This is a genomic window from Ramlibacter sp. (genome assembly GCF_041916345.1).
Classification (GTDB): Bacteria; Pseudomonadota; Gammaproteobacteria; order Burkholderiales; family Burkholderiaceae_C; genus Ramlibacter.
On the sequence record NZ_JAYRZR010000004.1, the window covers coordinates 107,039 to 118,690 of the forward strand.

Below are 11,652 nucleotides of genomic sequence, written 5' to 3' on the forward strand. Positions count from 1 at the left end.
AATGGACGACGATGCCGTGCCGCGCAAGAATGCGCGCATCGACTCCGTGCCCGAGGCCATGAAGACCACCCTGCCCTGTGTCCTGATGCGTGCCGGCTCCTCGCGCGGCCCGTTCTTCCTGCGTGAGTGGCTGCCCGCCGCCGACGAGGCGCGCGACCAGGCGCTGATCGGCGCCATCGGCGCGTCGGATCCGCTGCAGCTCGACGGCCTGGGCGGCGGCAGCAGCCTGACCTGCAAGGTGGCCATGGTCTCCCGCTCCAGCCAGCCGGATTGCGACGTTGACTACCTGTTCGCGCAGGTGGGCGTGGGCCAGCGCTCGGTGGATGTGCGGCCCAACTGCGGCAACATGCTCTCGGGCGTGGTGCCGTTCGCCATCGAGCAGGGCTTGATCGCCGCCGGGCCGGAGACGACGACCGCGCGCGTCTACAACGTGAACACCCGCTCGCGCATCGACGTGACGGTGCAGACCCCCGGCGGCCACGTCACCTACGAAGGTGACGCGCGCATCGACGGCGTGCCCGGCACGGCGGCCCCCATCCTGCTGAACTTCCTCGATGCCTGGGGCTCGGTCACCGGCAGCGTGTTCCCCACCGGCCAGCGCATCGACGTGATCGACGGCGTGCAGGTGACGTGCATCGACGCCGCCATGCCCATGATGCTGGTGCGCGCGCAGGACCTGGGCGTCACCGGCCGCGAGAAGCCGGTGGCGCTGGACGCGAATGCGCCGCTGCTCGAACGGCTGGAGGCCTTGCGCGTCGAAGCCGGCCGCCGCATGGGCCTGGGCGACGTGCGCGACAGCGTGATTCCCAAGCCGGTGCTGGTGAGCGAGGGCGAGGGGCCCGACTCCATCACCTCGCGCTACTTCACGCCGCGCAAGTGCCATGCCTCGCATGCGGTCACCGGCGCCATCGGCGTCACCACGGCCTTCGCGTTGCCGGGCACGGTGGCCAGCGGCGGCGGCTTCGCGCCCGGCCGGCATGCGCTGGCGGTGCTGCACCCGGCCGGCCGCATCGACGTGCAGATCGAACTGGTCGGCGAAGGGGATCAGGCCGAAGTGCGCAGCGCCGCGCTGGTGCGCACCGCACGCAAGATCTTCCAGGGTGAGCTGACCTTGCCGCGCTATGTGTTCCCGGCCGCGGATGACGAGGCCGAGGCGTCCACCGCCCGTGCCGGTGCCGCGGCGCGCCGCCCGATCCGGCTGGTGGTGCCCACCGCCGAGGGCGGCGGCAATGACGTGATGGCCCGCCTGGTGGCGGCACGGCTGGCCCAGCGGCTGGGCCAGGAGATCACCGTGGACAACCGGCCCGGCGCGGGTGGCAGCATCGCCGCCGAGTACGTGGCAGGTGCGGCCCCTGACGGGCGCACGCTCATGCTGGGCTACATCGGCACGCATGCGCTGCATCCGGCGCTGGAGCCGTTGCGCTATGACCCTCGCACCGACTTCGAGCCGGTCGGCTTGATCGGCGCCTCGCCCACGCTGCTGGTGGTGAACCCGCGTCTCGACGTGGTGAGCGTGCCGCAGCTGCTGGACCGGCTGCGCCGCCAGCCGGGGCAGTGCGTGTATGCCGACGCCGGCCGCGGCAGCCCGCCGCAGTTCGCGGCCGAGCTGTTCCGCCAGCGTGCCGGCCTCGCGGCGCTGCCGGGCCTGCACTACCGCGGCGCGGCGCCCGCCATCGCCGCCACGGCCAACGGGCTGGCGCAGATCATGTTCCCGAGCCTCTTCACCGCGCAGCCCTTCATCCGCACCGGCGCCCTGCGCGCCCTGGCCGTGGCCGGCACCCGCCGCACGGCGCAGATGCCCGAGCTGCCCACCCTGCCCGAAGTGGGCGTGGAAGGCGTGGACGTGACCCAGTGGTACGCGCTCTTCGCGCCGCGCGGCACGCCGTCGGCGGTGGTGGAGGGCCTGTCGCAGGCGCTGCGCGAGGTGCTGTCGCTGCCCGACGTGGTGGCCCGTATCGAGGCGCAGGGCGCCGCGGTCAAGACCGGCGGCCCGCGTGAGCTGGCGGAGCTGGTGGAGTCGGAGTTCACGCGCTGGTCGCGCGTGGCCCGCGAGAGCGGCCTCGCCTCCGAGGCAGCAGGCCGCTGGCTCGAAACGGTGGAGTGAAGCCGCGCAGGGCCGCCCGCGCCTGCCCATGAAAAACGCGCCGGTCGAAGCCGGCGCGAACCCTGAGAAACAAGCATGGCGTCCCGCGCGGAGCGGGACGCTTCGGGATCAGAAGCTGTGGCGGATGCCCAGGTCGAAGCCTGACGAACCGGTGTTGGCCGCCGTGGTTGAACCGTTCAGCGCCGTCGTCGCGCCACCGCTGTTGCGCACGCGCGCCCACGTGGTGTACAGGGCGGTGCGCTTGGACAGGTGGTGCACGTAGCCCAGCGCCATCTTGCGCACGGTGGGCTGCGCGCCCGCATCCGAGCCGTAGCGCGACAGCGAAGCCTTCACTTCACCGGCGCCGACCGGCACGATGGCGCCCACCAGGTAGCCCTTGCCCGAGAACGGCGTGGCCGACTGGGTGGTGTCCTCGTACCACGCGCCCGTGAGGCGGAAGCTGGCGTGACGGTAGATCGCGCCGACGTTCTTGCTCACGATGTCGCCGGCAGCCAGCGCCTGGCGGGCGTAGGCGCCGGAGACTTCGACCGGGCCGAAGGTGGAACCCAGGCGCACGTTGAAGCCGCGGCCGTCGTCGGCGGTGGGCGTGCCGCTCAGGTTCTCGCCCAGGTAGGCCTGCACCGAGCCGAACCAGCCGCCCGGCAGCTTCGGCAGGAAGTAGCCGACCGAGTTGGAGGCACGGGTGGAGGTGGTGCCAGCGAGCGAGCCCACGTTGGCCTGGTTCGCGCCCACGCCGACGACGCCGAACGGATCGGTGTCGACGCGGTTGCGATAGTGGCCGGTGTAGTCGCGGCCCAGGCGCAGCTCGCCCCAGGCGCCTTCGAGGCTAACCGTCGAGCGCCGGTTGAACAACAGGCCCTGGCCGCCGGCCTGCGCCGTGCCGCCACCGCTGGCCTGGTTGTTGGTGTTGGTGGCAACGCCGGTGCCGTTGTCGGTGTTGAACTGGGCTTCCAGCCAGAAGCTGGCGGACAGGCCGCCGCCCAGGTCTTCACGCCCGCGAAAGCCCACGCGCGAGCTGGCGTTGGAGCCGCTGGCGAGCTGGGTCCGCTTGGACAGGCTGCCGGAGCCATGCGCGAGGTTGACGTCGGCGATGCCGAACAGGGTGACGGACGACTGGGCGTGTGCCGCGGCACAGGCCAGTGTGGTGGCGCAGAGCGCGACGGTTCGGATTCGCATGCGGGGTGATCTCCTCTGGGGGTTGGAAAACGCGGGTCGGGCCGGCAGGGCGATCAGTCCGGCTTCAGCTTGCCGACCTCGACAACCTTGCGCCAGCGCGCCAGTTCCTTCTGCACCAGCTCGCGCAGCTGCTGCGGCGTGCTGGTCTCGACATCGGCGCCGTGGTCCTCGAGCTTCTTGATCGTGGCCGGGTCGTTGAGCACGGTGTTCATGGCCTTGTTGATCTGGTCCACCACGGCGCGCGGCGTGCCGGCCGGCGCGAACAGCCCGTACCACTGGCCCACGTCGACGCCGGCCACGCCCTGCTCGGCCAGGGTCGGCACGTCGGGCAGGATGGCGGACCGTTTGCTGCCGGCCACCCCGATCGCGCGCAGCTTGCCCGCCTTCACGTAGGGCGTGGCGGTGAACAGGCTGGGGAACATGAGCTGCGTCTGCCCGCCGATGGTGTCGGTCACGGCGGGCGCAGCGCCCTTGTACGGGACGTGCAGCAGGCTGCCCAGGCCGGTGGACTGCTTGAACAGCTCCGCGGCGAAGTGCGGCGCGGTGCCATTGCCCGCCGAGGCGTAGCTGAACTTGTCGGGCGCCGCGCGCACGGCGGCGACCAGTTCGCGAGCGTTGGTCGCCTTCACGCCCGGGTGCGCCACCAGCAGCACGGGCGAGTAGGCCACCAGGCCGACAGGTTCGAAGTCCTTCACCGGGTCATAGCGCAGCTTCTGCAGCGCCGGGTTCATCGCATGGGTGGCGACGTAGCCGAACATCAGCGTGTGGCCGTCGGCCGCGGCCTTGGCCACGAACTCGGCGGCGATGGCGCCGTTGGCGCCGGCCTTGTTGTCCACCACCACCGGCTGCTTCAGCGCGACCGACAGGCCCTGCGCGAGCACGCGGGCCATGGCGTCGTTGCCGCCGCCGGCGGCGGTGGGCACGACGATGGTGATCGTGCGGTCAGGGAAGGCGAGGGCGGGTGTGCCCAGCGTGGCGGCGACCATCGCGGCCAGCAGGCTTCGTCGGGAAAGGGGGTTCATGGTGTCTCCTGGTGCCGCGAATGGTGGCGCCAGGGGCGTGTTGTGTGAATTGCATGTTTGGGAACGATTGATGCATCATGTCGATCACCGAATCCGCCCCGCCGAGCCCATGCCCATCCACTTCGACCTGGCCGATCTGCAGGCCTTCGTGGCCGTCGCCGAGACCGGCAACTTCCGCAAGGCCGCCGAGCTGGTGCACATCTCGCAGCCGGCCTTCAGCCGACGCATCGAGAAGCTGGAGGAGGCGCTGGGCGTGCGACTGCTGGACCGCAACACGCGCCGGGTGGAGCTCACCGCGGTGGGCCGCGAGTTCGCGCGCAAGTCACGTTCGCTGCTGGACGAGCTCGATGCCACGCTGCTGGGCATCCAGGAGGTGGCGGCCACGCGCATGGGCGAGGTCACCGTGGCCTGCGTGCCCTCGGCGGCGTTCTACTTCCTGCCGCAGGTCATCCAGCGCTACCACGCGGAGTACCCCAACATCCGCGTGAAGATCCTGGATGCCAGCGCGAATGAGGTGCTCTCGGCGGTGGCCCGTGGCGAGGCGGACTTCGGCCTCAACTTCATGGGCGGCGCCGAGGCGGACCTGGAGTTCAAGGTGATCCAGGAAGAGCCCTTCGTGCTGGCCTGCCGGCGGGACCATCCCCTGGCGCGCCGCAAGTCCGTGGCCTGGCGCGAGCTGAAGGGCCATGACTTCATGACGGTGGCGCGTTCCAGCGGCAACCGCCTGCTGCTGGATCTGGCGCTGGCCGGCGTGGAAGACCGGCCGGTGTGCATCTACGAGGCGCAGCACGTGCTCACGCTGCTGGGCCTGGTGGAGGCCGGCCTGGGCGTGGCGGCCGTGCCGCGCCTGGCCATGCCGCCGGGCGAGCATCCGATCCTCGCGAGCGTGGCGCTGAAGGACCCGGTGGTCACGCGGCGCATGGGCCTGATCCAGCGGCGCGGCCGCTCGCTCTCACCGGCGGCCCGGCATCTCTACGACATGTTCGAAGACCTGCGCCGCAAACGCCGCACGCGCAGCGCCTAGCCGTCATCCCCGCGCAGGCGGGGATCCAGGGCATTGGAGGCTGCGCCCCGCTCGCGCCACAGCGACCACGCCGCCTGCGCGAACTGCGCCGCGAAGCGCCTGCCGTCGAGCCATGCGGTGCCTTCGAGGCGCGGGCGCAGCTGGGTGCGCAGTGCAGCGAGCGCCGGCAGGTCTTGTGCGGCCCCTGTGGCCCGACGCACGTAGTCGGCTTCGTCGGCCGCCACCCAGTCCCCCAGCCCGGCGCCCTGCAGCAGGCTCTCGCCGATGCGCAGCATGCGGCCCGCCCCGCGCAAGCTGACCACCGGCACGCCCATGAACAGCGCCTCGGCCGTGGTCGTGCCGCCGACATACGGAAAGGTGTCCAGCGCTACATCCACCCGGTGGTACTGCGCCAGGTGGCTGGCGAGCGAGACGATAGGCCCTTCAAGATCCAGCCGCGACGCATCGATGCCCTGGGCCGCGAAGCGCGTGCGCACCTGCTGCACCAGCGCCGCATCCTGCAGCTGCCAGCATCGCAGCAGCAGGCGTGCACCCGGCACGGCCTGCAGCACCGCGGCCCAGGTGCGGATGACGGTGTCGTTCACCTTGGTGAAGCTGTTGAAGCTGCCGAAGGTCACGTGCCCGTTCGCCAGCGCGGGCAGCGGCGAGGGGGCGGGCGGCGGCTCCAGCGGCGTGTAGCTGAACCAGGCCTCGGGCCACGGCCAGGGCTGCTCGGTGAAGGCGGCCTCGTCGCCTGGCGCGAGGCAGCCCGGGGCCGCCGGCACGACATCGATGGCCGGCAGCGCGGTGGAGGCGGGCACGCCCAGCCAGGTGGCCTGCAGCGGCGCGGGCCGCAAGGCGAACACGTCGAGCCGATGCTGCGCGGTGTGGCCGGCGAGATCGAACAGCAGATGGATGCCCTGTGCGGCCACGGCGCGGGCGGCAGCGGTGGTGTCGAGCCCTGCGAGCGCGTGCCAGCCGGCGAAGTACGGCCGCAGGCGATCCGTCACTGCGTCCGCTTCGGTCGTGGTGGCGAAGGCGTGCAGCTCGATGCCCTGTGCCGCCAGGTGCGGGATGAAGCCGAGCAGGAAGCTCGCCACCGGATGCCGCTTCAGATCGCCCGACACAAGGCCGATGCGCAGCCGGGTCGGCTCGGGCTCGACGGACCACGACACGCGCGGCGCATCGGCGGGTGGCGCCATCGCCCGCGCGAAGTCGGCCGCCTCGGGCGGCAGGCCCGCCTCACCCGGCACATGGTTGGCGTAGAAGAGCAGGTTGCCGAGCAGCCGCGCGCGGCCTGGATGCAGGGCGATGCCGGCGCGCTGCACGGCCATCGCCTCATCGGGCCGGCCCTGTTCCAGCAGCGTGCGAGCCAGGTGGTCATGCACCACGTCGCCCTGGTCGCCGAGCGTGATCGCCTGCCGCAGGCTGCGCTCGGCCTCCACCCAGCGCTCCAACCCGCCCAGGGCAATGCCCCGCTCGGTGTGCGCCTCGGCGTCGCCGGGCCGCGCCTGCACCAGCGCGGCGAAGGTGGCGGCGGATTCGGCAAAGCGTGACAGCCGGGTCTGCAGCCGGCCGAGATTGAACAGCGCGTCCGGATGCGCCGGGTCCAGCGCCAGCGCGCGGCGATAGGCGGCCTCAGCCTCGTCGAAGCGGTCCAGCCGGTACAGGCTGGTGCCCAGGTTGCTGTGCAGCTCGGGGCGGTCGGGCATCAGCTCGATGGCCCGTTGCGCGGGCGTCAGCGCCTCGGCGTGCCGGTTCTGGCGCTTCAGCGCGGCGGCGCACAGCATCCAGCCGAGCGGATGCGCCGGGTAGCGCTCGGTGAAGCCGCGGGCCAGCGCGATCACCTCGTCGTCGCGACCGGCACGGAAGAGGTCGACGGCCTGCCGCGCTTCCTCGGGGCGGGGCGCGCTCATGCGGGGAATCGAAGCCGATGCATGACCGGCATTGTCGGCGAGCGCGCTTCGGCTCAGCGGCTCGCGGCGCGGGCCGGCCACAGCACCGAGGCAATGGCCACCATCATCAGCCCGACGGCCACCCAGTCCTGCCAGTGCACGGATTCGCCCAGCCACAAGGCGCCGCTGAACACGCCGAGCACGGGGATGAACATCACGCTCAGCGTGCTGGCCACCGGCGGCAGCCCGCGCGCGAGGTAGAACCACGCGGCATGCGCGAAGCCGAAGATCAGCACGGCGTTGAAGAGGATCGCGCCCCAGGCCGTGGGGCCGGGCATCTGCCACTGCGCGCGCTCGAACAGCAGCGACAGCACGGACATCACCACCGCGGTCATCGCCGTCATCCAGAACGAGATGGCCAGCGTGGGCACGTCGATCTTCGTGCGGCGCAACAGCTGCGTGCCCAGCGCCCAGGTGGCGGCGGCCACCAGCGCCAGCGCCACACCGGCGGGCCGGCCGGCGAACTGGCTCAACTCATGCCACAGCAGCAGCGCCACGCCCAGCGCGGCCGCGCTCACGCCCACCCAGCCGCGCAGGCTGAGCGCGGCGGAGAAGAAGAGCGCGCCGATCACCGCCGAGAAGATGGGCATGGTGTAGCCGAGGATGGCCGAGCGCCCGCTGGAGAGCGTGCTCACGGCGAGGATGATGCAGGCGTGCCAGACGAACATGTTGGTGGCGGCCAGCCACAGCAGCTCGGGCCAGTGCCGGCGCGGGATGCGGAAGGGCACCTTCAGCGCCAGCAGTCCCAGGGCCAGCACCGGCAGCCCCAGCCAGATGGAGAGCGCGCGGAAGGTGAGCGGCGGGTAGGCCGTGACGCCCAGCTTCATCACCGGCCAGTTGATGCCCCACACCAGGGTGAGCAGCACGAGGATCACCAGTTGCCGGCGCGTGAGGGCTTGCATGGCTGCGATTGTGGCGGGCCGTCCGGGCCAATGCTGACGGTTCCCTAAAATGGAGGGCAATGACCTTCATCCAGATGCTGCAGGCGGCGCAGCAGCGCAACGGCTCGATGCTGTGCGTGGGCCTTGACCCGGAGCCGTCACGCTTCCCCTCGGGCCTGCGGGGGGACGCCTCGCGCATCTTCGACTTCTGCGCCGGCATCTGCGACGCGACGGCCGATCTGGTGATCGCCTTCAAGCCGCAGATCGCCTACTTCGCCGCCCACCAGGCCGAGGACCAGCTGGAGCGGTTGATGCGCCACCTGCGCGCCAACCACCCGCACGTGCCGGTGATCCTGGATGCCAAGCGCGGCGACATCGGCTCTACCGCCGAGCAGTACGCCAAGGAAGCGTTCGAGCGCTACGGGGCGGACGCGGTGACGCTGTCACCCTTCATGGGCTTCGACTCGGTGCAGCCCTACCTGCGCTACGAGGGCAAGGGCGCCTTCCTGCTGTGCCGCACCTCCAACCCGGGCGGGGACGACCTGCAGAACCAGCGACTGGCCTCGGTCGACGGCCAGCCGCTGCTGTACGAGCACGTGGCGCGCCTCGCGCAGGGCCCGTGGAACCTGAACGGTCAGCTGGGCCTGGTGGTGGGGGCCACCTACCCGGCGGAGATCGAGCGCGTGCGGGCCATCGCGCCCACGCTGCCGCTGCTGATTCCGGGCGTCGGCGCGCAGGGCGGCGACGCGGCGGCCACGGTGCGCGCCGGCTGGCGGCCCGATGCGCCCATCGTGGTGAATTCCTCGCGCGCGATCCTGTACGCATCCGCCGGCGATGACTACGCGCAGGCGGCGCGGCAGGAGGCGCTGAAGACGCGCGAGGTGCTGCAGGCGGCGCGAGGGTAGCTGGAACGCTGGGGTTGCGCTGATCGCTCCACCCCAGCCTACGAAAGCCGCCTCGCCGCAAGGGTCCCCGTAGGCTGGGGTGGAGCGCAGCGCAACCCCAGCGCTCCGCCCCCAGCGCCCACGCTACTCCGCCCCCTTCGGCGTCCCCGCATGCCGTGACGCATCCAACACCGTCTTTGCATGCTGCGCCAGGGCGATCTCCCCCGGCGTCTCGGGCTGCCACGCATCCACCGGCAAGGGCCGCCCGTCCTTGTCCACCGACACGAAGACGATCAGGCACTCGGTGGTGGTCTCGAAGACGCCGGTCTTGATGTCGCCGCTGCGCACTTCCACCGAGATGTTCATGCTGGTGTTGCCGGTGTAGGCGAGCCGCGCCTCCACCTCCACCAGGTCGCCGATGCGGATCGGCCGGTGGAAGCGGATGCCGCCCACGTAGACCGTGACGCAGTACGTCTTGGCCCAGGCGGTGGCGCAGGCGTAGCCGGCTTCGTCGATCCACTTCATGACGGTGCCGCCGTGCACCTTGCCGCCGAAGTTGACCGTGCTGGGCTCCGCCAGGAAGCGCAGGGTGATGGAGGACATGGTTCGACTCCCTGAATCAGCGTGCAGCCGTCCCGGCATGGGCGGCCCAGCGCTGGAACTGCTCGCCCATCACGCGGTCGACGACGGGCGCCAGGCGTTCCAGCCCGGCGGCGGCGTCGCCGGCCACGCGATAGGTCATCATGAGTTGCGTGCCGCCGCCTTCAGCGGCCCGCGCGGAAAAGGTGAGCACGCCGCGCACGGCCAGCTCCTGCAGCGGGCCGAGCGCGCCTTCCAGCCGCACCTGCCGGCCGGGTTGCACCTGGATCACCCGCGCGTGCTCGATGGAGGCGCCTTCGCCCCACTGCTCGCAGAAGCAATCCCCCGCCCGCAGGCCCATGCGCAGGTTCGCGCCCTGGCCGGAGTAGCTGTGCGACGGATTCCACCACTGCGGCAGCTGGCCCACGGCCTCGATGGCCTGGGCGGGCGTCGCCTTCACTTCCGCGCGGTGCGTGAGCAGGAAGTGCGTGGGCGAGGCGGAGGTGACTTCGGCGTGGGCGGTGGCGGCAAGCACGCCGGCCACGCAGACGGCAAGGCGATGGCGCATCGAGGCTCCCCGGAACTCGCTTCTATCCTACGCGCAGCGCGCACGGAACGCGAGCGACCGCCTCATCCCAGCAACCGCCCCAGATACTTCCCCGTGTGGCTGCCCGGATGCGCCGCCACCTCCTCCGGCGTGCCGGCCACCACCACGGTGCCGCCGCCGGAGCCGCCCTCGGGGCCCATGTCGATCACCCAGTCGGCGGTCTTGATGACGTCCAGGTTGTGCTCGATCACCACGATGGTGTTGCCGGCGTCGCGCAGCTGGTGCAGCACCTTCAGCAGCAGGTCGATGTCGGCGAAGTGCAGGCCGGTGGTCGGTTCGTCCAGGATGTAGAGCGTGCGGCCGGTGTCGCGCTTGGAGAGTTCCAGCGCCAGCTTCACCCGCTGCGCCTCGCCGCCAGAGAGCGTGGTGGCCGACTGTCCGAGCTTCACGTACGACAGGCCCACGTCCAGCAGCGTCTGCAGCTTGCGCGCGATGGCGGGCACGGGCTTCAGGAACTCGTGCGCGTCTTCCACCGTCATGTCGAGGATCTGCGCGATGTTGCGGCCCTTCCACTGCACCTCCAGCGTCTCACGGTTGTAGCGCTGGCCGCGGCACACGTCGCAGGCCACGTACACGTCGGGCAGGAAGTGCATCTCCACCTTCACCACGCCGTCGCCCTGGCAGGCCTCGCAGCGGCCGCCCGCCACGTTGAAGCTGAAGCGGCCGGGGCCGTAGCCGCGCTCCTTGGCGATGTTCGTCTCGGCCATCAGCTCGCGGATGGGCGTGAACAGGCCAGTGTAGGTGGCGGGGTTGCTGCGCGGCGTGCGGCCGATGGGTGACTGGTCGACGTTGATGACCTTGTCGAAATGGTGGATGCCTTCGATGGCGTCGTGCGCGGCCGGCTCCTCGTGGGCACGGTACAGCTCGCGCGCGACAGCGGCGTAGAGCGTGTCGTTGACCAGCGTGGACTTGCCCGAGCCCGAGACGCCGGTCACGCAGGTGAACAGGCCCACCGGGAAGTCGACCGAGACGTTCTTCAGGTTGTTGCCGCGGGCGCCGGCCACGCGGATCACCTGCGGATCCACCTGGTCGGCCAGGCGCCGCCGCTTGGCGGGCACCGCGATGCGCAGCGTGCCCGCGAGATAGCGGCCGGTGAGCGAGGCCTCGCTGGCCAGCACCTCGGCGGGCGTGCCCTGGGCCACCACATGGCCGCCGTGGATGCCGGCGCCCGGGCCCATGTCCACCACGTGGTCGGCGGCACGGATCATGTCCTCGTCATGCTCCACCACCAGCACGCTGTTGCCCAGGTCGCGCAGGTGCTGCAGGGTGGCGATCAGGCGGTCGTTGTCGCGCTGGTGCAGGCCGATGCTGGGCTCGTCCAGCACGTACATCACGCCGGTCAGGCCGCTGCCGATCTGGCTGGCCAGGCGGATGCGCTGCGCCTCGCCGCCGGAGAGCGTCTCGGCGCTGCGGTCGAGGCTGAGGTAGGTGAGGCCCACGT

The 11,652-nt window shown here is 71.4% G+C and carries 10 protein-coding genes; 3 read left to right on the plus strand and 7 right to left on the minus strand.

The genetic code is table 11. From position 1 onward, the window contains the following. The first annotated feature begins 1 nt into the window (after position 1). Complete coding sequence (locus tag ACE3T5_RS02385; RefSeq protein ID WP_374664043.1) at positions 2 to 2,104, plus strand: 4-oxalomesaconate tautomerase; 2,103 nt, start codon at positions 2 to 4, stop codon at positions 2,102 to 2,104. A 108-nt stretch (positions 2,105 to 2,212) separates the two neighbouring features. Here ACE3T5_RS02385 and ACE3T5_RS02390 read toward each other — a convergent pair whose 3' ends face one another. Together ACE3T5_RS02390 and ACE3T5_RS02395 are read right to left on the minus strand one after the other, a co-directional pair. Next, a complete protein-coding gene (locus ACE3T5_RS02390; protein WP_374664045.1) occupies positions 2,213 to 3,280 on the minus strand; it encodes a porin in 1,068 nt (355 codons plus the stop codon). A gap of 53 nt (positions 3,281 to 3,333) precedes the next feature. Then, positions 3,334 to 4,302, minus strand: a complete 969-nt coding sequence (locus ACE3T5_RS02395; protein WP_374664047.1) for a Bug family tripartite tricarboxylate transporter substrate binding protein — start codon at positions 4,300 to 4,302, stop codon at positions 3,334 to 3,336. A gap of 109 nt (positions 4,303 to 4,411) precedes the next feature. On the opposite strand from ACE3T5_RS02395, the gene ACE3T5_RS02400 reads away from it, so the two are divergent. Next, positions 4,412 to 5,326 carry a LysR family transcriptional regulator gene (locus tag ACE3T5_RS02400; protein ID WP_374664065.1) on the plus strand — a complete coding sequence of 305 codons (915 nt, stop codon included), beginning with the start codon at positions 4,412 to 4,414 and terminating at the stop codon, positions 5,324 to 5,326. Here the strand turns inward: ACE3T5_RS02400 and ACE3T5_RS02405 are convergent. Together ACE3T5_RS02405 and ACE3T5_RS02410 are read right to left on the minus strand one after the other, a co-directional pair. Continuing rightward, positions 5,323 to 7,221, minus strand: a complete 1,899-nt coding sequence (locus ACE3T5_RS02405) for a tetratricopeptide repeat protein (RefSeq protein ID WP_374664049.1) — start codon at positions 7,219 to 7,221, stop codon at positions 5,323 to 5,325. The two genes, ACE3T5_RS02400 and ACE3T5_RS02405, sit on opposite strands and share 4 nt — an antisense overlap. 53 nt (positions 7,222 to 7,274) lie before the next feature. After that, positions 7,275 to 8,162: a DMT family transporter gene (locus tag ACE3T5_RS02410; protein WP_374664051.1), complete on the minus strand. Its 888-nt coding sequence runs from the start codon at positions 8,160 to 8,162 to the stop codon at positions 7,275 to 7,277. 59 nt (positions 8,163 to 8,221) lie between these two features. Here ACE3T5_RS02410 and pyrF point away from each other — a divergent pair, with 59 nt between their 5' ends. Continuing rightward, positions 8,222 to 9,046, plus strand: coding sequence for an orotidine-5'-phosphate decarboxylase (gene pyrF / locus ACE3T5_RS02415; protein ID WP_374664053.1), 825 nt, complete (start codon positions 8,222 to 8,224; stop codon positions 9,044 to 9,046). A 123-nt stretch (positions 9,047 to 9,169) separates the two neighbouring features. On the opposite strand, the gene ACE3T5_RS02420 is transcribed toward pyrF, so the two are convergent. From ACE3T5_RS02420 to uvrA, 3 genes are all read right to left on the minus strand, one after another. Continuing rightward, positions 9,170 to 9,628, minus strand: a complete 459-nt coding sequence (locus ACE3T5_RS02420; protein ID WP_374664055.1) for an acyl-CoA thioesterase — start codon at positions 9,626 to 9,628, stop codon at positions 9,170 to 9,172. A 16-nt stretch (positions 9,629 to 9,644) separates the two neighbouring features. After that, a complete protein-coding gene (locus ACE3T5_RS02425; RefSeq protein WP_374664057.1) occupies positions 9,645 to 10,172 on the minus strand; it encodes a hypothetical protein in 528 nt (175 codons plus the stop codon). Between the two features lie 62 nt (positions 10,173 to 10,234). Then, on the minus strand, positions 10,235 to 11,652 hold a 1,418-nt coding region (gene uvrA / locus ACE3T5_RS02430), incomplete at its 5' end, for an excinuclease ABC subunit UvrA (RefSeq protein ID WP_374664059.1).